18 protein-coding genes are annotated in these 22487 nt (G+C 61.5%); 13 read left to right on the forward strand and 5 right to left on the reverse strand.

Annotation, left to right across the window (positions count from 1 at the left end):
* Nucleotides 1-59 precede the first annotated feature (59 nt).
* Together ACR0IR_RS06070 and ACR0IR_RS06075 are read right to left on the reverse strand one after the other, a co-directional pair.
* Nucleotides 60-1982, reverse strand: coding sequence for a multiheme c-type cytochrome (locus ACR0IR_RS06070; RefSeq protein WP_170363417.1), 1923 nt, complete (start codon nucleotides 1980-1982; stop codon nucleotides 60-62).
* Nucleotides 1979-2845: a YihY/virulence factor BrkB family protein gene (locus ACR0IR_RS06075; RefSeq protein ID WP_170339051.1), complete on the reverse strand. Its 867-nt coding sequence runs from the start codon at nucleotides 2843-2845 to the stop codon at nucleotides 1979-1981. Before ACR0IR_RS06075 ends, ACR0IR_RS06070 begins: the two co-directional genes overlap by 4 nt.
* A gap of 171 nt (nucleotides 2846-3016) precedes the next feature.
* On the opposite strand from ACR0IR_RS06075, the gene ACR0IR_RS06080 reads away from it, so the two are divergent.
* The 10 genes from ACR0IR_RS06080 to cls all read left to right on the forward strand — a co-directional run bounded on the left by ACR0IR_RS06080 (nucleotide 3017) and on the right by cls (nucleotide 14710).
* Entirely contained in the window at nucleotides 3017-4093 is a 1077-nt protein-coding gene (locus ACR0IR_RS06080; protein WP_170359158.1) for an AI-2E family transporter, read from the forward strand.
* Nucleotides 4094-4234: 141 nt separating this feature from the next.
* Complete coding sequence (locus ACR0IR_RS06085; RefSeq protein WP_480778993.1) at nucleotides 4235-5212, forward strand: AAA family ATPase; 978 nt, start codon at nucleotides 4235-4237, stop codon at nucleotides 5210-5212.
* Nucleotides 5213-5232: 20 nt separating this feature from the next.
* The gene (locus ACR0IR_RS06090; RefSeq protein WP_170363415.1) at nucleotides 5233-6180 is read left to right on the forward strand and encodes a DUF58 domain-containing protein; all 948 of its coding nucleotides are present in this window, start codon (nucleotides 5233-5235) and stop codon (nucleotides 6178-6180) included.
* Nucleotides 6177-6650 (forward strand): DUF4381 domain-containing protein, encoded by a 474-nt coding sequence (locus ACR0IR_RS06095; protein ID WP_170363414.1) that lies wholly within the window; start codon nucleotides 6177-6179, stop codon nucleotides 6648-6650. Before ACR0IR_RS06090 ends, ACR0IR_RS06095 begins: the two co-directional genes overlap by 4 nt.
* A complete protein-coding gene (locus ACR0IR_RS06100; RefSeq protein ID WP_170363413.1) occupies nucleotides 6650-7633 on the forward strand; it encodes a vWA domain-containing protein in 984 nt (327 codons plus the stop codon). The genes ACR0IR_RS06095 and ACR0IR_RS06100 overlap by 1 nt, the downstream gene beginning before the upstream one ends.
* Entirely contained in the window at nucleotides 7630-9132 is a 1503-nt protein-coding gene (locus ACR0IR_RS06105; RefSeq protein ID WP_170363412.1) for a VWA domain-containing protein, read from the forward strand. The genes ACR0IR_RS06100 and ACR0IR_RS06105 overlap by 4 nt, the downstream gene beginning before the upstream one ends.
* Entirely contained in the window at nucleotides 9129-10355 is a 1227-nt protein-coding gene (locus ACR0IR_RS06110; protein ID WP_170363411.1) for a BatD family protein, read from the forward strand. The genes ACR0IR_RS06105 and ACR0IR_RS06110 overlap by 4 nt, the downstream gene beginning before the upstream one ends.
* Before the next feature lie 258 nt (nucleotides 10356-10613).
* On the forward strand, nucleotides 10614-12224 hold the full coding sequence (locus ACR0IR_RS06115; RefSeq protein WP_093962145.1) for an arylsulfatase: 1611 nt from the start codon (nucleotides 10614-10616) through the stop codon (nucleotides 12222-12224).
* 75 nt (nucleotides 12225-12299) lie between these two features.
* Nucleotides 12300-13274, forward strand: coding sequence for an HAD family hydrolase (locus ACR0IR_RS06120; RefSeq protein ID WP_480778994.1), 975 nt, complete (start codon nucleotides 12300-12302; stop codon nucleotides 13272-13274).
* 23 nt (nucleotides 13275-13297) lie between these two features.
* Entirely contained in the window at nucleotides 13298-14710 is a 1413-nt protein-coding gene (gene cls / locus ACR0IR_RS06125) for a cardiolipin synthase (RefSeq protein WP_170363409.1), read from the forward strand.
* Here the strand turns inward: cls and ACR0IR_RS06130 are convergent.
* Nucleotides 14707-15141 carry an ion channel gene (locus ACR0IR_RS06130; RefSeq protein ID WP_170338490.1) on the reverse strand — a complete coding sequence of 145 codons (435 nt, stop codon included), beginning with the start codon at nucleotides 15139-15141 and terminating at the stop codon, nucleotides 14707-14709. The genes cls and ACR0IR_RS06130 overlap by 4 nt on opposite strands.
* Before the next feature lie 171 nt (nucleotides 15142-15312).
* On the opposite strand from ACR0IR_RS06130, the gene ACR0IR_RS06135 reads away from it, so the two are divergent.
* From ACR0IR_RS06135 to ACR0IR_RS06145, 3 genes are read left to right on the forward strand one after another with little or no spacing between them, the layout of a single operon-like run.
* The gene (locus tag ACR0IR_RS06135; RefSeq protein ID WP_170363408.1) at nucleotides 15313-15960 is read left to right on the forward strand and encodes an ABC transporter ATP-binding protein; all 648 of its coding nucleotides are present in this window, start codon (nucleotides 15313-15315) and stop codon (nucleotides 15958-15960) included.
* Nucleotides 15957-18371, forward strand: coding sequence for an ABC transporter permease (locus ACR0IR_RS06140; protein ID WP_170363407.1), 2415 nt, complete (start codon nucleotides 15957-15959; stop codon nucleotides 18369-18371). Before ACR0IR_RS06135 ends, ACR0IR_RS06140 begins: the two co-directional genes overlap by 4 nt.
* A complete protein-coding gene (locus ACR0IR_RS06145) occupies nucleotides 18361-19395 on the forward strand; it encodes a lipocalin-like domain-containing protein (protein ID WP_170363406.1) in 1035 nt (344 codons plus the stop codon). Before ACR0IR_RS06140 ends, ACR0IR_RS06145 begins: the two co-directional genes overlap by 11 nt.
* A gap of 6 nt (nucleotides 19396-19401) precedes the next feature.
* On the opposite strand, the gene ACR0IR_RS06150 is transcribed toward ACR0IR_RS06145, so the two are convergent.
* Both ACR0IR_RS06150 and ACR0IR_RS06155 read right to left on the reverse strand, forming a co-directional pair.
* The gene (locus ACR0IR_RS06150; protein WP_170338483.1) at nucleotides 19402-19833 is read right to left on the reverse strand and encodes a universal stress protein; all 432 of its coding nucleotides are present in this window, start codon (nucleotides 19831-19833) and stop codon (nucleotides 19402-19404) included.
* Entirely contained in the window at nucleotides 19830-22439 is a 2610-nt protein-coding gene (locus ACR0IR_RS06155; RefSeq protein WP_170363405.1) for a TRAP transporter permease, read from the reverse strand. The genes ACR0IR_RS06150 and ACR0IR_RS06155 overlap by 4 nt, the downstream gene beginning before the upstream one ends.
* Nucleotides 22440-22487: the final 48 nt, after the last annotated feature.

The raw sequence follows: 22487 nt of genomic DNA on the forward strand, positions 1-22487 counted from the left end.
GGATGTTGGCCGGTAAATGGGACTGCAAAATGGCGCAACTGCGTCGCTTCGATGCCGGTTTACCGGCCCAGTTGCCGCGCAAGATCCTGAAGCGCTGGGCTGTCGGGCAGAGTCCGAAGACCCTCATCCAATACTTGTCGGGCTGCATCCGTGCCGCGGTTGATTTGGGCCAGCTGGATCAGCATTGGCCAAGCATCCTCGCGCTGGGGATCCATGGATACCACCTGACGAAAGGCCTGTTCGGCGGCGACAGGGTTTCTCAGCGTCAGCGCCATCCCCCCAAGGACCAGGTGGGTTTCCGGGAAATCCAGACGGTTGGACAACGAGCGCTGCCAATCCGCCATGTTCTCACGCGCGTTGTTGCGCTGCAGGGGCGTCAAAGCCGCGGCGGGAATGGGCAGGAACTCCTTGGCAGCGGCGAGGCGTACATTTCGCACTGGGTCGGACAACAGCGGCGACAACCGGGCCACCCTGTCGTCCAGCCCTGCCGCCCGCTGCAACACCGCCGCGTTGGCGCGAACCAATGGGTCTTCGTCCGTCAGCATCGCTGCTGTTTGCTCGGCCATTTCGGGGGTCGCGAAGGGTTGCAGCAGATAGGCGGCCGTCGCCCGCACGATGCCTGGTTGCGCCCCGTCCTGAGCAATAGCCAGCAACGCAGCCGGGTCGTTGACCTCTCCGGCAAATGCGGGGGCGAAAGCAGTCCCGAAATGGGGCGTACGATGATCCGAGTCCGGGAACCAGTCATTGATGGCGGCGGCGGCCCATGGCTGATCCTGATCCGTGTGGCAATCAGTGCAGGCATCCTCTCCCAAGTCCAGATCGGGGCGCGGCACACGGAAACTGTGATCGCGCCGGCCATCGACGCCCATATAGAGGCGTTCGATCATGTGGCAGCTTTTGCACTGCGCCCCCTCGCCTCCCTCCGGGTGGTGGTGGTGTGAGGGATCGTCGTATTGCGCCTTTCGCAGTGACGGAAAATCGGGGTTGCCAGCCGGGGAATGGCACTGCGTACAGACCGCATTGCCCTCGGCCTTCAAGGTTGCACTGTGCGCCTCATGGCAATTCAGGCAGCCGACGCCTTGCGCATACATTTTGGACTGCAGAAAAGATCCATAGACATAGACCTCGTCCAGTATTTGGCCGTCGGGCTGGTACAGACCCGGACGCAGAAGCGCCAGATTGTAGGCATCGTGGAATGGCGTGCCCGGCAGCGGGTTTCCGTCCTCCAGAGCTTCACGGCGGGAATGACAGCCGGCGCATTGCTGAATCTCGACCTCGGTGTCGCCCGTACCCCAGATGGCAGGAAAGCCAAACTCGTTCAGCCCGGCAGGTGCAGGCTGACCTTTTGTCCAATCCAGATGAGCCGAGCCGGGGCCATGGCAGGCCTCACAACCCACGCCGATCTCGACCTGCTCGGAAGCAAAGGACTGGGTCTGCGGCTGAAAGTTCTTTTCGAACCCTGTCGCGTGACACTCCGCGCAGCGGCCGTTCCAATTCTTGTATGGGCCGGTCCAGTGCAACCCATCGTCTGGCGGCAAGTCCTGATCCGGATACAGGTGATACCAGCGCTTGGCCTGCGTGTCCCAGACCACATCAAAGCTCTGCAATCGGCCGGGCTCGGTTTCAAACAGATATTGCTGCAACGGCTCGATCCCAGCGACGGAATGAACCCTGTATTGCAGGCTTTGGCCGTCTTTCTCGGTCACGTCGGCAAGATAGTCCGACCCCTCCCGTCGAAACGTGACGGTCATGCCGTCATGAGAAAAGGCCGTATTACCGAAGTCGGCCACAACGGTGTCAGGCGTGGGCTCTATCCAGGCCAACGCGTGGTGGGATCCCGCCCAGGCTTGCACCTGTTCGTCATGACAATCGCGACAAGCGTCCGAGCCGACATAGTCCTGCGCCCAAGCCCAACCGCCGTTTTGCAAAAGGGCGCATCCGGAAAACGCGATGATCCGGGCGATGCGGTGCCAATTTCTCATGAAGCCCCGACCTCGCCCTGGTTGTCGATGTCCATCAACGCGCCGTTGAACTCTGCGCCGAAAATTAGGATGGCAGCGCACAGATACATGAAAATCAACGCGGCCATGGCCCCCGCCAGGCCAGCATAGGTGGCGCTGTAGGTCGCGAATTGCGCGATATAGACCGAGAACCCCCACCCTCCGGCCGCCCACAACAGAAGGGTCAGCGCCACTCCGGGCAGGATTTGCATGATGCGGTGACGCTTGGTCGGCAGGATCAGATGCGCCAGCAGAACCGTTCCCGCCGGCACAGCCACCGTGAAGGTCCAGCGCAAACGGTCAACCGACAGCCACTCGCCCACGTCCACGGCCGTATTCTCGGACACCAGACGTGTATAGACCGGCAGCACCAGTTCAACCGCCGCGATCAGCAGGATCGCGGCTCCGCCCAAAATGACCAACCCGAGGCACAGCAGGCGCGTCTTCCAGAATGGCCAGCTGTCATTGTCATGATAGGCCTGGTTCATGGCGGCACGTACGGCCGCCACTCCGTTCGAGGCAAAGTAGACGGCCAGCAGACCGCCCAGCGTGATCACACCCGAACCCGACCCGTCCAGAACCGCGCGCAGTTCGGCCACGATGGGCTGGGCCACGTCCTGAGGCCACGCACCGAAGATTAACTCGATCAGTTCGTCCGTCACGTATCCCTGCGACAGCGACCCGGCCAACGCGACGGTAAACAGAACAAACGGAAACAGCGCCAGCATCAGCGACATCGCCACATGGCTGCTCATGACGAAACCGTTTTTGTCGCCAAAGCGTTGGACCGCCAGCCACAGCGCCCGGCCAAACCGGCCAAAAACGGGAATCGAAAGACGTGTCATTGGGAAACTCTAGCCTGCAATCCGCGTTGGAAGAACCGGCCAATGTGCCAATTGCACGAGAATCTCCCGAATAACTGTCTGGCCCGATTGCATAAAGCCCGCTGCCTGTGCAGGATTGCCCCACAAAACTCCAATCGCTGCCGGCTTGCACCGGTATAGCCGAGGCCCCGCATGACGCCATCAGAGCCCCCCACCCGCACACCGCTGAGGTTGAGTGTCGTTCGCGACGTCACCATCGTGCTGACGCTTGTGGTTCTGGGGCTTTACGCAGGCGCCAGCTTTCTGGTTCCGCTGACCATGGCCTTGCTGATCAACGTGCTGATCATCGCACTCAGCGATCGGGTGATCGCACTGACCCGCGCTCCGGTCTGGCTTGCCAACCTGGCCGCAGTCACAGTGGTTCTGGCAGGCCTGTTCATGATCACCTACATCCTCGGCAGTCAGGCCACGCAGTTCGCGCGAACCGCGGGCACCTATGAAAGCCAGTTCGACGGCGTGATCAACCGCGTCACCGGTCTGGTCGGGAATGATGTCACCGCTTTTGTCCGGGACAACCTGATCAGCATCGACATGACCTCGGTCGCGCGGATTTTGCTGGGCAGCGCCACCTCGATGCTAAACCAGTTCTTCCTGATCAGCCTTTATGTGGCCTTCCTGATGGCCGAGCGGCTGGCCTTCCGCAAAAAGCTGCGGATTGCAGCGGGCAACCCCGTCACCGGAGCCGAGCTTTCTTCGGTTCTGGATGCGATTACCTTCAGCTTGCAGCGCTACGTCGGGGTCAAAACCTTCATCAGCCTCGTTACCGCTGGAATCAGCTATTCGGTTTTTCGCGTGTTGGGTCTGGAATACGCGGAAACCTGGGCCGTTCTGACGTTTGCCCTGAACTTCATCCCATCAATCGGGTCGATCATCGCGGTGATCTTTCCCGCGATGATCGCCCTTGTTCAGTTCGAGACGATCGGCCCGTTCCTGATCATCGTCTTCGGGTGCGGCACGATCCAGTTCCTGATCGGCAACTTCCTTGACCCGGCCCTGCTGGGCCGTTCGCTGAACATGTCGACATTTCTGGTCATCCTCGCACTGACCTTCTGGACCACGGTCTGGGGCCTGATCGGCGCGTTTCTCAGCGTTCCGTTGACCGTGTGCATTCTGATCATCTTCAGCCACATTCCGGCCCTGCGCCCGATCGCCGTCCTGATGTCGCTGGATGGACGTTTGGCCGACGACGTCAAGTCGGCACGGCCCTGATCAGGGTTGAACACCCTGAAATCGGGGGTGGATCGGTCCCGGGTGCGCTGCTAACTTTCAAATATTGCAATGGATTGACCGAAAAGATCCAGCGGGTCCGGCGCAAACGCATTATTGACCGTTTCTGATGATTGGACTGCCATGACACCGCTTGACCAAATCAACGATCTCAAAGCCCGGATGGCCCAATCGATCATCGGACAGACTCAGGTCATCGACCGCCTTCTGATCGGGCTGCTGGCCAACGGGAACCTGCTGATCGAAGGTTTGCCGGGCCTGGCCAAAACCCGTGCTGTCAAGGCGATGGCGCGCAATCTGGATGCAAAATTCAGCCGCATCCAGTTCACACCCGACCTGCTGCCGTCCGACGTGACCGGGACCGAGGTCTATACCCAGACCGAAGCGGGCGGCACCTTTCGGTTCGAGCCCGGCCCGATCTTCGCCAACATCGTCCTGGCGGACGAGATCAACCGCGCGCCGGCCAAGGTTCAGGCTGCGCTACTTGAGGCGATGGAGGAGCGGCAGGTCACCGTATCCGGCACCACCCATAAGATGGAGCCGCTGTTCATCGTGATGGCCACTCAGAACCCCATCGAGCAGGAAGGGACCTATCCGCTGCCCGAGGCACAGATGGACCGGTTCCTGATGCATGTGCAGATCACTTACCCCCCGGTCGAGGACGAGGTGCTGGTGATCCGTCTGGTCCGCGGCGAGGATACGGCCGCCAATTCCGGGACCACCGCCGAGAAACCCTCACCGATCCCGCAGGATGCCGTTTTTGCCGCCCGGCAGCAGATCGGGCAGATCCATGTCTCGGATGCGATGGATCGGTACATGGCCGATCTGGTTCAGGCCACCCGGACGCCGTCCGCGCTTAGCGATGAGCTCGCCGCGTGGATCGAGATCGGCGCCAGCCCGCGGGCATCGCTGGCGCTGGACAAATGCGGCCGGGCACATGCCTGGATGAACGGGCGCGACTATGTGGACCCGGCCGACGTCCGTGCTATTGCCCATGACGTGTTCCGCCACCGCATCACGCTGAGTTTCGAAGCGCAGGGGGACGCCAAGACCGCCGATGACGTGATCGACGAGATCCTGAAGCTCGTCGCCCTGCCCTGATCGCAACAAAGGAGAGCCGCGTGTCCCCGACCGCAGCGACATCCCGCGACCCACGCATCCACGTCGATGCCCGCCACCTGCTGAGCCTGGGCGGGCGCACCGGCGCGCTCAGCCTTCTGCCCCGACAGCCGGCCCGTTCAGTGCTGAACGGCCGCCATGCCTCGCGCCTGCGCGGGCGCGGCCTGAATTTCGAGGAACTGCGCAGCTATCTGCCCGGCGACGACATCCGCACGATCGACTGGAAAGTGACGGCCCGAACCGGCGAGCCGCATGTGCGCGTCTATACCGAAGAGCGCGACCGCCCGGCGCTGCTTCTGGTGGATCAGCGGGTCTCGATGTTCTTCGGCACACAAGTCTACATGAAATCGGTGGTAGCGGCCGAGGCTGCGGCCATCGCCGCCCATCGGGTTCTGGCGCAAGGCGACCGCGTCGGCGGGATCGTGTTCGGCGATGCCGACCTGGCCGAACATCGGCCACAGCGCCGCCCGGCGGCCTTGCGGAGATTTCTGTCCTCGCTCGGCGCGCTCAATTGCAGCCTGCACGCTGGGTTGCGCCCACAGACCACGGTCTCGCTAAACCAGGTGCTGCAACAGGCTGCGCGCATCGCACATACCAATGCCTTGGTCTGCGTGTTCTCGGACTTTGACGGCCTGACCGACGGGTCCGAACGGCTGCTGCGCCGCCTGGCCCATTCCAATGACCTGATCCTGTTCGACATCTCCGATCCGATCTCGCGCCACATGCCGCCCGAGCTTCGCCTGACGGTCTCGGACGGCGACCAGCAGATCGAACTGGACGCGTCAGACCGCCAGATGTCGGACCGCGTGACACAGGCGATGGAGCAACGGCTGGCGCAGCTGCAATCCTGGTCGCGCCGATACGGGTTTCCCGTCGTCCCGCTGACCACCGCCGAGCCCGCTCTGGCCCAGATCCTGAGACTGTTCGGCCACCAACGGGGGCGGTCATGACCCCGGACACCGAAGGCAAATCGCTGGTCGAGCTGCTGGACATGCTGAAACCCGCGCCCGAGCCGGCTCCGATTTCCATGGTACCGCAGACCTGGGGCTGGGTTGTTCTGGCAGTGGCACTGTTGCTCGTGGTTGGTCTGATCCTCGTGGCGATCCTGCGGCACCGGCAGTCAAATGCCTATCGGCGGTATGCACTGAAGGAATTGGACCGGTGTCAGAATGACCCGGCCAAAGCCGCCGAGATCGTGCGCCGCGCGGCGCTTGTCGCCTTTCCCCGGTCTCAGGTGGCCGGTTTGACCGGTGACGACTGGACGAATTTTCTTGGCCAAACCGCTGACCTGTCCGGGTTTTCCGCCTCGGCCCTCGGCAATCTGGCGGCCGCCCCATACCGCAAGGGGGTCACCGACCCGGATGCCGCCGAACTGGCGCGGCAATGGATCAAGTCGCATCGGTCCAAGGGGGCGGTCTGATGTTCAGTTTCGCCGCGCCTTGGGTGTTTCTTCTGCTGCCACTGCCGGCACTGGTCTATTTCCTTGCTCCGCCGCACAGGCAACGGGTCGATGCCATTCGCATCCCGTTCTTTCGCCACGTCGCACATGCAGCCGGGGCCGAGCCGCAATCCGGCTCGGTAACCCTGAGACGGACGCGGATGCAAGCCGGTCTGGCGATCCTGATCTGGGTGCTTCTGGTTCTGGCAATGGCCCGGCCCGAACGGTTGGGCGACCCGATCGTCATCGAGAAATCCGCCCGCGACGTGGTGCTGGCCGTGGACATCTCGGGCTCGATGGACCAGCGCGATTTCAAGGCCGCAGACGGCACACCCAAGCAGCGGCTGGAGGCCGTCAAGGACGTTCTGCGCGCCTTCATCGCCGCGCGCGAAGGCGACCGGATGGCGCTGATCATCTTCGGCACCCGCGCTTTCGTTCAGGCCCCGTTCACCGAGGATTTGCAAAGCCTCAACGGCTTTCTGGATCAGACCGCCGTCGGCATGGCGGGTCCGAACACGGCGCTGGGCGATGCGATCGGGCTGGGCATCCGCACATTCGAATCGAGCGAGGTTGACCAACGTCTGATGATCGTGCTGTCGGACGGTGCCGATACCTCAAGCCGCATGACGCCGGTCAATGCCGCGTCGATTGCGGCGGACAAGGGTGTCGTGATCTACACGATCGGTGTCGGCGACCCGGATGCCACGGGCGAAGACCGGGTCGATCTGGACGCGCTGAAGGACATCGCCAACAAAACCCAAGGCCAGTATTTCTTTGCCGACGACCAGGCCGCCCTGACAGAGGTCTACCGGCAGATCGACGCCCAGAACCCCCGCGTGGTGGAAACCCAAAGCTACCGCCCGAGGGTCAGCCTTGCGCATTATCCGCTGGCGGCGGCGCTGCTCCTCATCCTCGCCAGCACTCTGGGCTTTCGCCTTTCACATGGTCGGAGGCGCGCGGCATGATTGACGCTCTGGCCCAGTTTCATTTCCTGCGCCCCTACTGGCTGTTGCTGTTGCTGCCTATTGCCGCTGTCTGGTGGCTGACCCGGCCGCGCGGATCGGGCAGCTCGGACCTGCCTACGGGCATCGCGCCACACCTCGCTCAGGCACTGCGTCTGGGGGCCGAGGATCAACGGCGGGTCGGTCCGCTGGACCTCGCCGCGCTGGCTGCCGGTCTTCTGACCCTTGCCGTGGCGGGGCCGACATGGTCACGGGCGCCGAACCCTCTGATCGCGGACACCGCGCCGCTGGTGATCGCGCTCAAGGTCACCGACAGCATGGAGGAGGCCGATCTGGCGCCGTCACGGCTGGACCGTGCCAAGTTGAAGATCACCGATCTGATCAACACCCGCGCAGGTGCGCCCACCGCCCTGATCGCCTATGCCGGATCCGCACACCGGGTCGCGCCGCTGACCGAAGACGCCAACATCCTGCGTCCCTTGCTTGAAGGCTTGACCCCGGCGGTCATGCCGGTCGCGGGCGATGCCGCCGGTGACGCGCTGACGCTGGCGCAGGACATTCTGGGCGATCAGACAGGCACAGGCGCGGTTCTCTTCGTACTTGACGATATCGATCCGCAACAGGTTTCCGCGTTGGGACAATCTGATACCCCGTTGTTTTTTCTGACAATGCTTCCGAATGGCCGCCAGATTCCGCAACTGGACGGCCTGCGCAGCGCCACGATCGTTCCCTTCTCGGGCGACGACCGCGACATTACCCGGCTGAACCGCGGGATCACCCGCAGTTTTTCCGCGGCATTGGGCGAGGATGACCGCGTCGACTGGCAGGACCGCGCCTGGATCCTGGCCTGGCCCGTCGCCTTGATCGCGCTGCTGTGGTTCCGACGCGGCTGGGTCATCCGCTGGGGGTTTGTGACATTGCTGTTACTGCCACCGACCGGCGCGCGCGCAGACGGTTGGCGGGACTGGTTCCTGACCCCGGACCAGCAGGGCCAGATCGCCATGAACCGCAAGGACTACGCCGCCGCCAGCACTCTGTTTCAAAATCCGTATCACCGAGGCTACGCCCAGTTGAAAGCCGGGCAATATGCCGAAGCCTCCGAGACCTTTGCCCAGCTTTCCACGCCCGAAGCAGCGTTTGCCGAAGGCATGGCCCGCATCCGAAATCGAGAGTATCGTCCGGCCATCGCAGCCTTTGAAACCGCGCTGGAGCGCCGCCCGGATTGGCCGGAGGCCGCGTACAACCTGGCCGTCGCCCAGGCCATTCTGGCCGAGGTCGAATCCACCCGCGAGCAATCCGATACCGGCGAGGAGGCGGGCATCGGGGCGGATGACGTGGTGTTCGACAACGAAGCCGGTTTGGGCGCGGACACCACGCAACAGGCCGAGACCGGGGACGCCGCGCCCTTGTCGGCCGACCAGTGGATCAGCGCCATCGACACCGACATGCAGGACTTCCTGCGCAGCCGGTTTGTTCTTGAAAATCAGGAGCGTTCCCAATGAGGTACTTCGCGCTCTTGATGCTGCTTCTGTGGCCCGCCCAGGCTTCGGCGCAAGCACTAGACATCCAGCCCCGCGTCACGATCGAAGTGCCGCCGGATCCGACAATCGTCGGCCAGCCCGCCATCGTTCGCCTGAAGGTGCTGGTGCCGACCTACATGCCAAATCCGCCGGTCTTTCCATCGCTTGAACAGGAAAACCTTCTGGTACGCCTGCCCGATCGCGCTTCGGGGCCGGTCAGCGAGAGCGTCGAAGGCCAAACATGGTCCGGGGTTCAGCGCAGCTATCGTCTGTATCCGTTGGCCCCCGGTACGTATGAATTTGCGGCGGCCGAGGTGCAGGTAACATTTGCCAATCCCGAAACCAACGATCCCGTTCAGGTCTCGGTTCCCTTGCCTGCCGTTCGCCTGACAGTCGGGATTCCTGACGCAGCCCGGGGATTGGATCCCCTGATAATCGCTGACGGGTTCGAACTGTCGCAGGAGATTGAGGGCGATACCAGCCTTCAAACCGGAGACGCACTGACCCGCACCCTGACGGCAAAGATCACCGGAACGACCCCGATCATGATCCCGCCTTTGTTGCCCCAGATCGAGGACCCGTTGTTGCGGGCCTATCCCAATGAGCCCCGATTGTCGGAAACCGAAGACCGGGGCGTTCTGTCCGGCCAGCGCACCGACCGCGTGACCTATGTGGCCCAGGACGGCGGACAGACCCAATTGCCGCCTGTCGAGATCGATTGGTTCAACCTCAAGACCAACAAGGTCGAAACTGCGCGCGCCGATCCCGTCGACCTCGTTCTTGCGCCGCCGCCTTGGCAGCCTCCGGACCGGGAAACCGTTCTGCAGCTGGTCGGCTATTTCTTCATTGGGGTCGTGATATTATGGTTTGTTTTTCGCAAACTACATCCGGTTCTTTTGGCACGCTGGGCAGCGGCCAGGCAACGCAGGCTGGCCTCGGCAGCGCATGCCTTTTCGGAACTCAAGCAGGCTGTGCGCCAACAAGACTTGGCCCGTGTTTATCAAAAGTTGGAAGTCTGGAAACGGCGACTGGCCGACCCGCCAGACACTGCTGAATTCGAGGCTTCTCTGGGCGAAATCGGCGCGTCCAGATATGGCGGCGGCGATCAGCAAGCGGAAAACTGGAGCAAGGTCCGAGATTGCCTTGACCGTATCGCCCGCCCCCTAGGCCACTCTCAATCCGCTTTGCCCCAGCTCAATCCCTGACGCGGCTGCCAATTACTTACCTAACGTCAACCCAATCTGAGCCAAATCCCAGGGCGCTATCTTCAAACATAAGTATTTTTAGATTGGTCTTTGTGATAGTTATCAATTGCCTAGAGGGGCTTGTCTTGATTCCCCCTTTTTGCCGAACCGCCTGACCTGCGAAGGGCGTGTAGAATGATTGACGGATCGGGGGACGCATTTTCCCCTTTTTGACTTTCCTGCAAGGCCGTTTTTGCCTGACCACATAAGGAGAAAAAGATGTCATCACAGGGAAATTTAACGCATCTATGGCGCAGAGGACTGCGACGATTGGCAGTTGCTACGGTTTCTGTCGCGCTGGCCGCGCCGGCCTGGGCGCAAGATCAGAAACCCAACATTCTGGTCATCTGGGGCGACGACATCGGTCAGTCGAACATCTCGGCCTATACCAAAGGCATGATGGGGTACCGTACACCCAATATCGACCGGGTCGCGAATGAAGGTATGATCTTCACCGACTATTATGGTGAGCAGTCCTGTACCGCAGGGCGGTCGTCTTACATCATGGGTCAGTCAGTGTTCCGCACAGGGCTGTCGAAGGTCGGTCTGCCGGGTGCCGATCTTGGTATGCAGGTCGAAGATCCGACCATTGCTGGTTTGTTGAAGGACCACGGCTATGCCACCGGTCAATTCGGCAAGAACCACCTGGGAGACAAAGATGAACATCTTCCGACAAACCACGGATTTGACGAATTTTTCGGAAATCTCTACCACCTGAACGCGGAAGAGGAGCCCGAGAACGAAGACTATCCGGGTGACACCGTTTTGCCCGATGGCCGGACTTTCCGCGAAGCCTTTGGTCCCCGTGGCGTCATCAAGTCCAAGGCCGACGGAACCATCGAAGATACCGGACCGCTGACCAAGAAGCGGATGGAGACCGTGGATGAGGAAACGGTGGCTGCGGCGATCGACTTCATCAAGCGGGCCCACGAGCAAGGCCAGCCCTTCTATGTCTGGTGGAACGGAACGCGCATGCACTTCCGCACTCATGTCAAAGACGAGATGCGCCAGCAGGCCAATGACATGACCGGACGTGTGATGGACGAATACTCGGCCGGCATGATCGAACATGACATGCATGTGGGCCAGTTGCTCGATCTGCTGGACGAGTTGGGCATCGCCGACAACACGATCGTTCATTACTCGACAGACAACGGACCGCACTACAATACGTGGCCCGATGCTGCTTCCACGCCGTTCTGGGGCGAAAAGAACACCAACTGGGAAGGCGGCTGGCGCGTGCCTTCGATGGTGCGTTGGCCCGGCAAGATCGAACCCGGATCGGTCACCAACGAGATCGTGCATCACATGGACTGGCTCCCGACCTATCTGGCGGCGGCCGGAGATCCCGAGATCAAGGACAAGCTGAAGGCAGGCTATTCGTCCTCGGGGATGGGTCGCGACTACAAGGTGCATCTGGACGGCTACAACATCCTGCCGCTCTTGACGGGTGAAACCACAGAAAGCCCGCGCAAGGAGATCTTCTATTTTTCGGATGACGGCGACATGACGGCGCTGCGCTTCGGAGACTGGAAGCTGATCTTCCTGGAGCAGAAGGCTTGGGCCACCCTGCGCGCCTGGATGGAGCCGTGGACCGAACTGCGCGTTCCGATCATCGTGAACCTGCGCCGCGATCCCTATGAACGCGGATATCGCACGTCCAACACCTACTATGACTGGATGATCGACCGCGTGTATTTCCTGGTGCCCGCGCAGCAATACGTGGCGAATTTCCTCGCAACCTTCCAGGAGTTCCCGCCGCGCCAGAAGGCGGCGAGCTTCAGCCTGGATCAGGTGATGGAAAAGATGCTGACGCCGACCAACAACTGATAAAGGTCGGTTCTACTCTCGAGGGTCGCCGGCTTGATCGGCGACCCTCATTTCTTTGATGCGAAAGGATATTTCATGTTCCGCCTGATCTTCTCAGCCGCCGTTTTCGCGTTGCCTGCGGGCCTTTCGGCGGACCCTCTGCCCAGTTGGACCGACAGTCCGGCCAAGGAACGGATCATCGCCTTTGTCGATACGGTGACGACGCCGAACTCGGACGACTATGTCACCCCCGCAGACAGGGTGGCGGTGTTTGACAATGACGGAACGCTCTGGGCCGAGCAGCCGGTCTATTTCCAGTTCATATACGCCATGGATGAGTTGGCCGAGATGGCGCAGGACGATCCCTCGGTCCTGACCACGCCGACCTTGGAGGCCGCGGCCAAGGGCGACGCCGAAACCGTTCTGAAGGGCGGTGAAGATGCCTTGATCGAAGTCGTCAGCGCCACGCATTCGGGGCTCAGCGTCGATGCGTTCCAGGCTTCCGTCGCCGAATGGCTTCAGACGGAACGCCATCCCGATACGGGGCTGGCCTATGACCAGATGACGTATCAGCCCATGGTCGAACTGCTCCGGTATCTGCGTGACGAGGGGTTCACGACCTACATAGTTTCGGGCGGAGGCCTGCATTTCATGCGCGTGTTCGCCGAGGACGCCTATGGAATACCGCCCAACCAGATTTTGGGAACCTATGCGGACAGCACCTACGAAATTGTTGACGGCACGCCCACGATCATGAAGGCGCCCGCGCTGGCGTTCATCGACGATAAGGAGGGCAAACCGATCAATATCGAGCGTACGATCGGGAAACGACCGATCCTGGCGGTCGGGAACTCGGACGGTGATTTTGCCATGCTGGAATGGACTACCGCTGGCGACGGGCCGCGGATGGGCGTTCTGATCCACCACACAGATGCCGAACGGGAATGGGCCTATGATCGCGACAGCCACATCGGGCGGCTTGTCGACGGGCTGGACAAAGGCCCAGAAATGGGCTGGGTTATCGTGGATATGGCCAAAGACTGGTCCCGGGTTTTCACCGGCTCGAACTAAAGCGCGGAAAGGTCGGCACACACATGTGGACATTCATCGCCTCGCTGTCCGTCTTTGCCATCTACTGTGTCGCGGTTTTTTTCGCAGTACGGGCCGCTCAGACGGCGCGCACCCCGCAGGGCGCCGTGGGATGGGTGGTGTTTCTGCTTTCGGCACCGTTTCTGGCGGTGCCGCTATACCTGTTTCTGGGACATCACCGGTTCAAAGGGTATCGGATCGCCCGCAAGGAAAGCGAGCGCGTGGTCGAAGGGATCCGCAGCTTTGCCGATCACTCGAAACCCGATCCAGCGACGCTGACCGTCAATCCGCGCCCGTTTGAGGCGCTGGCTCACCTGCCCCTGTCCCGCGGCAACGGGGCCGAACTGTTGATCGACGGAGAGGCGACGTTTCAATCCATCTTCCGTGCGATCGATGCGGCCAAAAACTATGTCCTCATTCAGTTCTACATCGTGCGCGATGACGCGCTGGGGCTGGAACTGCAGGACAGGCTGATCGATGCGGCCAAACGCGGGGTCAGCGTCCGGTTCATGACTGACGCGGTAGGCAGCTATGGCCTACCGTCCTCTTACCTGGAGGAGCTGCGCTCGGCCGGTGTGGATGTCGCTGATCCACGGGACCAGCGAGGACCGAAGTTCCGGTTTCAGCTGAACTACCGCAACCACCGCAAGACCGTGATCATCGACGGCGAAACCGGGTTCATCGGCGGACATAATGTGGGCGTCGAATACCTGGGACAGGATCCGTATTTTGGCCGTTGGCGGGACACCCACATCAAGATGACCGGCCATATCGTTCGTCAATTACAGCTAATTTTTACCGAGGACTGGCACTGGGCCCGCGGAGAAGACCTGATTGACGTGCTGGACTGGGCCGGATCGGAATCCGATCAGGACATGAACGCGCTGCTGGTCGCCACCGGACCGGGCGACGCGACTGAAACGGGGTCGTTGATGTTCTTTTCCACGATCGCTGCAGCACAGGAGCGGTTGTGGATCGCATCACCTTATTTCGTGCCGGATATCGACGTGATGACGGCACTGGAACATGCCGCACTGCGCGGCGTTGACGTCCGCATTCTGGTGCCGGACATGATCGACCACCGCCTGCCCTGGTTGGCCGCCTTTGCCTATTTCGATGAAATCCGGGATTCCGGCGTGCGCGTATTCCGCTACACCGACGGGTTCATGCACCAAAAGGTAATTCTGGTGGACGATACGTTAGCCGCAGTTGGCACCACCAACCTCGACAACCGCTCGTTCCGTCTGAACTTCGAAGCAATGGCGCTGTTCTTCGACAGCCGGGCAGCCGCTGCCGCCGAGGACATGCTGAAGACCGATTTCGATGCCAGCTACGAAATGACCAGAAGCCTCGCCCAGCAACCGCCGCATATCCGCTATGGCGCGCCTTTGGCGCGGTTGTTCTCGCCGATCCTCTAGGTCAGGAACCGTTCCTGGAACACGCGCGTCATTAGCGCGACCATGAATGCCGTGGAAAGACCGAAGGCCAACAATCCGGTGACAGAGGCGAAGGCCCCGAAAATCCGCAACCCCTCGCCCAATACAATGTCGCCATAGCCCAGCGTCGTGAAGGTCACGAGCGAGAAATACAGGGCCGAGTTCCAGTCCGGTAGGACATCTCCCATCACCCAGACGATCGCCCAGATCCACACCTGGATCGTGTGCGTCGCCACGATGACGGCCAGCGCCAAGGCGATCGGGCCTGCCGTGGGCAGAAAGGTTCCCTGCCCTTCCCACCTGTCGATCACCTTGCGCACCATGATGGTGCACCATGTGAGCAGCCCGATCTCGATCAGGAAACACAGCCCCAGATAGAAGCTGCCCCAAAGGATCTGCTGCGACAATGTCATGGTGATACCCTGCATCGGCCCGGAAACTGAAACTGCACAATGGCGGCTCTGCTCTCAAGGCACAAGGCCGGACAGCGGGCGGTCATGCGACGAAAAGAACCGAAACTTTTTGAAGGCTGGACAGCGGATCGGCGCGCCGCACATTGTAGAGCGCACCAGGTGAGACTGATCATGTTGTTGGAAATACAGAATATCCACAAAACCTACCCGCGCGGGCGGCCTGTCCTGAACGACGTATCGTTGTCGCTGGAACGCGGTCAGACGCTTGCCATCACCGGCGAAAGTGGCAGCGGCAAAAGCACGTTGCTGAACCTTGCCGGCGCGCTGGACAGTTTTGACAGCGGTGAGATCGTTCTGGATGGCACGGCATTGTCGCGACTGGACGATCGCGGCCGCGCCTTGTTAAGGCGCGAAGACGTGTCCCTGGTGTTCCAGCAATTCAATCTGATCCCGTCGCTGACGGTTGCGCAGAACCTGTCATTTCATGCCCGGCTGGCAAATCGAGTTGACCCCGAGTGGCTCGCGCATCTGACCGCGACGCTCGGTCTCACCGATTTGACCCAACGCTATCCCGAACATCTGTCGGGCGGCCAGCAACAGCGGGTCGCGATTGGCCGGGCCCTTGCCGTCCGGCCCAAGCTGCTGCTGGCGGACGAGCCGACGGGAAACCTGGACGAGACTGCAAGCGCGGCGGTTCTTGACCTGATGCTGTCCTTAGTTGCGGATACCAGAGCAGCCCTGCTGTTGGTGACGCATTCGCCCGTGATCGCAGCCCGGCTTGACCGAACGGCGCACCTTGCAAACGGGCGGATCGTATGACTCGCACCGTGATCCAGGCCCTCTGGTCGCATTGGCGTTGGCACCGTATCCAACTGGCCACGCTGCTGATCGGAATCGCGCTTGCGACAGGCCTTTGGTCGGCGGTCCAGGCCATCAACGCCGAAGCCCGGGCCAGCTATGCGCGTGCCAACCAACAATTGGCGCTTGGGCAGATGGAGATGCTGCGGCATCCATCCGGCCACATTCCTTTGGAAACATACGTAAATCTGCGTCGCGCCGGATGGCAGGTCGCGGCCGTTCTGGAAGGTCGGTACAGGGTTGGGGACCGATCGGTTCTTTTGACCGGAGTAGACCTTGTCTCCTACCCGCCGCTTCCGGCGGTAACGCGACTGGAACAGGAAGAAGCCCCACCCGACCCGGCGACCATGCTGACCGCGCCCGGCCGACTGCTGGCGCCACCAGACTTGGTGCCAATGCTGCAGGATCAGCCCGATCTTCCACCGGCGATCGCCAGCACTGCGCTTCCCCCCAATGTGGTTCTGACCGATATCGGCGTGGCTGAGACACTGTTGAACAAACCGGGTGAGATTTCGCGACTTGCCATCCTGCCCGATCAGCCTCGCGGCATTGCGCCCCTGTCCCAAGTTGCGCCGGAGCTGAACCGTCAGCCCCCTTCCAACAGCGTCGACTCTACACGCCTGACCGACAGCTTCCACCTTAACCTTTCCGCGTTCGGCCTGCTGTCCTTCGCCGTAGGGCTGTTCATCGTGCACGGAACGGTTGGGCTGGCCTTTGCGCAGCGCCGTGGAATGGTCCGCAGTCTGCGGGCGATGGGAGTCCCGATGGGGACGCTTTCCCGCATCATTCTGGCCGAACTTGTAGGTCTGGCTTTGATCGGTGGATCCATAGGCCTGCTGCTGGGTTTTTTCCTGGCCGGAGCGTTGTTGCCCGATGTCGCCGCAACCCTGCGCGGGCTCTATGGTGCACCGGTGGATGGTCAGTTGCAACTGAGGGTCGGTTGGGTGCTGGCCGGGCTGGGTATGTCCATCACAGGAACCCTGGCAGCCAGCGGATACGCCCTGTGGCGTCTGGGCCGAATGCCGGTATTGTCCGGCCCAGGCTTGCAGGCATGGCGTGGCCGCAGCACACGAGCCGTCGTGACCGGACTGGCGGGTGTTGGGCTCGCTCTTGGCGGGGTCGTGATCTTTCTGCTCTTTGACGGATTGGTCGCTGGTTTCGCTCTGATGGCAGGCATTCTGACCGGCAGCGCCCTTTTGCTGCCTCTGGTTCTGTCCAGCATATTGCACCTGTGCGCGGGGCGCGCCCGTGACCCGGTTCGGCAGTGGGTGCTGGCCGACATGCAGGCCCAGCTGCCGGGCCTGTCGCTTGCACTGATGGCTCTGCTGCTGGCCCTGGCCGCCAATATCGGTGTCGGAACCATGGTGTCCAGCTTCCGGCTTACCTTCGTCGGTTGGCTGGACCAGCGCCTGATGGCCGAGCTGTACATCACGGCAAAGGACTCGGATCAAGGTCTCGAGATCGAGACATGGCTGACCCCGCGCGTTGACGCAGTCCTGCCGATACGGAATGTGGAGCTGGATCATCCCACAGGCCCGCTGTTTCTGTACGGAGTGGTCGATCATGCGACCTACCGGGACAACTGGCCCCTTGTCGCCGCTGCCCCGGACGTATGGACCAAGGTTCTGGCCGACGGCGCCATCCTGATCAACGAACAGCTGGCCCGCCGTGCTGATCTGTGGCCGGGGGATTCAATTGCGCTCACCGCCGATCATACTTTGGCAATCGCTGGCGTCTATTCCGACTACGGCAATCCGACCGGGCAAGCGATCGTCTCAATGGACCTGTTCGGCAGGATCGCACCAAATGCCGAAAACCGACGGTTTGGTATTCGCATCGCTCCGGAGCGCGTAGATGAGCTGGCGGCGGATCTACAGAACAGGTTTGATCTGGACCCAGGCGCGATCATCCGGCAGGCCGCGCTGAAGGCGCAGTCCATGGCGATCTTCGAAAAGACATTTGTCGTGACATCCGCTCTGAACATCCTGACGCTTGGCGTGGCCGGCTTTGCCATACTGACCAGCTTGCTGACCCTCTGGACCCAGCGGCTGCCTCAGATCGCTCCGGTCTGGGCAATGGGGCTGACACTGTCGCATTTGTCCAAACTGGAACTGGCGCGGAGCATGGTTCTGGCTTTCCTTACCGTCTGCCTCGCCTTGCCGCTGGGTCTGGCACTGGCTTGGATTCTGCTGGCCGTCATCAATGTCGAGGCGTTTGGATGGCGGCTACCCATGCACCTTTTCCCGTTGTCATGGGTGCAGCTCATGCTGTGGACACTTGTGGCCGCGGCCATTGCCGCGGCGCTGCCTGCCTGGCGTCTTCGGCGGGTGCCGCCGGCCGATTTGCTGAGGGTCTTTGCCAATGAACGCTAAACTACTCGTGTGTGCGCTGTTCTGGCCCCTTGCGGCAATGGCGCAGGGGTTTGCCGGTTTGGGCGGTTCTGCCGACGGGTTTGACGTACCACAACCAGAGTACCAGTTCGATTTTCCCGCCGACCACGGCCCGCATCCATCCTATCGGATCGAATGGTGGTACCTGACGGCCAATCTGACCGGAGAGGACGGTCGGGACTACGGCATACAGTGGACCCTGTTTCGCTCTGCCTTGAAGCCATTTGGAACCGCTGGCTGGCAAAGCCCACAGATCTGGATGGGCCACGCCGCGCTGACAACTCCGGAACGCCACTTCTTTACCGAGCGCTTGTCTCGTGGTGGAATTGGGCAGGCCGGTGTCACGGCGGACCCGTTCGAAGCATGGATCGACGAATGGCGCATGGCAGGACCAACGCTCCAGACCCTGACCCTGACTGCAAACGGAACCGATTTCGGGTACGACCTGAACCTGTCTGCTTCGGGGCCGCTGGTTTTTCATGGTGAGAATGGGTTTTCCGTGAAATCCGCTGATGGGCAGGCCAGCTACTATTATTCCCAGCCGGGCTACGCCGTCCAAGGCACGCTGCATCTGCCCGACGGCGATGTGGCGGTCACTGGGAACGGATGGCTGGACCGCGAGTGGTCGTCGCAGCCTTTGGCCGCCGATCAGTCAGGGTGGGACTGGTTCTCACTCAGTTTCAAGGACGGCGACAAGTTGATGGCGTTTCGCCTGCGCGGCGGACGTGGGGACTATACTTCGGCCACCTGGATCAACGCGGATGGTTCCAGCCGTAGCCTGTCGGACGGGTCGGTTATCTTCACACCACTGGAGACCAGCCGGGTGGCGGACCGCGATATTCCGACGGATTGGCGCGTGTCCATCCCGGGCGAGGATCTGGACATTCGCGTTCGGGCTCAGAACACCCAAGCCTGGATGGGGACGCGCTTTCAATACTGGGAGGGACCGGTCACCGTCTCAGGCAGCCACAAGGGGCGCGGCTACCTTGAGATGACCGGCTACTAGCGGGACTTAGCGGACCACGTAGACCGAAACGTTCGAGTGGCGCACCACTCGCGCCGCGTTCGGCCCCAGCAGGTAATCCTTGAAATCCGGCTTGTGTGCGCCAATCACGATCAGATCGCTGCCGGCGCTTTCGGCGGTCTTCAGGATCTCCTGATAGGCCGTGCCGGTTGCAACGACATGGCGGATCGTGGCGTTGCGCTCCGACCCGACCGCATCGACACACAGCTCAACCAGCTTGTCATGCGCTTCGTGCTGCGCCTTGTCGTGGAAGTCGGGCCGGAAAAAGCCGGACACCCAGCTTTCACCGAAATCCGGCAGAACGGTCACCACGTCCAGCTGCGCCCCGTCGAGATCGGCCAGTTTCGCGGCAATTTTCAGGACAGGAGCATCGATATTGCCGTTGCTGATATCAACGGCGCACAGGACGGACTTTGTCATGCGGGCACCTCTTGTCTGGCGGCACGGCCGCGTTGCAGGAAGGCGATCAACCCCAGCAGCAGCATGGCCGGGATATAGATCAACTGTTTTGGCGGCTGGCTGACCGGAAGATCGGCGGATGCGATACGCACCGGCTCGTCCGCGTAATAGTCGAAATTGGCCAGGTCATCGGCGATGGGCGAGCCGAACATAGGTTCGTCCATCTTCACCAGGCCATCTTCCTCGATCAGCAAAAAGCCCATGGCGTCAACACGCGCCGCACCATCAGGTTCGGACCCCACGGTGACGACGACCGTGGTCTCGGTCATGTTGCCGGTGTCGAAATCCGGACCACTGACCACCACCCGCACGTCGGTGCCGGGTTCAGCCTCACCAATGGCCTGAACGAATCCGGCCGGCTCGACCTCGAGGTGCGAGGGCGAGATTCGATCCATGAAATAGTCCGGCCGGAACAGCGCGAAGGCGATCGCAATCAGCGCAACGCTTTCGTAGATGCGGCTGTGGGTCAGGAAGTAGCCCATCGTTCCGGCCGTGAACACGAGGATCGCAATCGTGGCGAATATGGCCACTATGATCCCCTCAACCCAGGTGACATCGATCAGCAGCAGGTCGGTGTTGAAGATGAACACGAAAGGCAGCGCCACGGTACGCAGGCTGTAGAAGAACGCAGTGAAGCCGGTCTTGATCGCGTCACCGCCCGATACGGCGGCCGCAGCAAAGCTGGCCAGACCCACAGGAGGCGTCACGTCGGCCATGATGCCGAAGTAGAACACGAACAGGTGCACCGCGATCAGCGGCACGATCAGGCCGCTTTGCGCGCCCAGTTCGACCACAACGCCCGCCATCAGCGAGCTGACGACGATATAGTTTGCCGTGGTCGGCAGACCCATGCCCAGGATCAGGCTGAGCAGCCCGACCATCACCAGCATCAGGATCAGATTGCCGCCGGACAGGAACTCGACCAGATCGGCCATCACCTGCCCCACACCGGTCAGGGTCACGGTACCGACGATCACGCCGGCCGTGGCCGTGGCCAGCGCAATGCCGATCATGTTGCGCGCGCCGTCGATCAGGCCCTGCCACAGATCGGCAACCCCATCGACAAAGGAGTTTGCCAGATCACTCTGCCCCCGGAAGATCGCCTTGAGCGGTTTCTGCGTCAGCAGGATCACGAACAGCAGCGCGGTCGCCCAGAAGGCCGACAGACCCGGCGACTTCTGTTCGATCATCAGGAAGTAGACCAGAACGATGATCGGCAGCAGGTAATGCAGGCCGGCCTTGTAGATCTCGGAGATCACCGGCAGCTTCACTTCGGTCGCGTTCGGGTCATCGGGTTCAAGATCCGGAACCTGAGCCGCCAGGTAAAGCAGAGCAACATAGACGGCGCACACCGCCAGGCTCAGGATCAGACCAGCGCTGGACGGCACCCAGCTTGTGACGGCGTCCACCGGGAACTGGGAACCATAGCAGAGCCCCGCAAACACCAGGAAGAACATCAACATCCCCACGACCGTGCGCGCCAGATGCACGTCGCGGTCGCCCAGAGTGGGCATGTTCCGCTTCACGGCCTCGAGATGCACGATATAGACCAGCGCGATGTAGGAAATCGCCGCCGGCAGGAAGGCGTGGGTGATGACCTCGACATACGAGATGCCCACGTACTCCACCATTAGGAAGGCGGCGGCGCCCATCACGGGCGGCATGATCTGGCCGTTGACCGAGCTGGCAACCTCGACCGAGCCCGCCTGCTCGCTGGTAAAGCCTACGCGCTTCATCAGCGGTATGGTGAAGGTGCCGGTGGTGACGACGTTGGCGATGGACGAGCCCGAAATCAGGCCGGTTGCGGCCGAACCGACAACGGCGGCCTTGGCCGGACCGCCGCGCAGGTGACCCAGCGCGCCGAAGGCCATCTTGATGAAGTAATTCCCTGCCCCGGCCTTATCCAGCAAAGCGCCGAACAGAACGAAGAGGAACACGAATTTCGTCGAAACACCCAAGGCGATGCCGAACACACCCTCGGACGTGATCCACATGTGGCTCATCGCCTTTTTCAGGCTGGCGCCTTTCCAGCGGATCACCTCGGGCACCCACTCGGACGAGCCGAAGAACACATAGGCCAGGAAGATCGTCGCAATGATCGCCATGGCGGGGCCAAGCGCGCGCCGCGCGGCTTCGAACAGCAGGATCAAGCCACCGAGGGCGATCCACTTGTCGACATCATCCGCCAGACCGCCCGCATTGACGATCTTGTCATAGAAGAAATAGCCGTAAAGGGCGACACCGGCCCCCAGAACACCCATGATCCAATCCTGGATCGGAATGTAGTTTCGCGGACTGGATTTAAGCGCTGGATAAGCCGCGAAGGCCAGGAACATCGCGAAGGCCAAATGAAACTGACGCGCGTTGTTCACAACGCTTCCGGGCAGCACATAGTTGGCAATCGGTGACGCCAGAACGACTTGAAAGATCGACCAGATCGCGGCCACGATCGCCAGGAACAAGCCGACATTGCCAGCCGGGTCCCGCGCCCCCGCATCCGAGGATGCGACCAGTTCCTGTAGTTCTTCTTCGGATAACGGACGATTGCCCTGTTGATCAGCGCTCATCAAATGTCTCCCCGTCCAACGGCCGGTTTCCGGCGCAGTTTTGGTATT

Source organism: Ruegeria sp. CF2 (assembly GCF_056537385.1).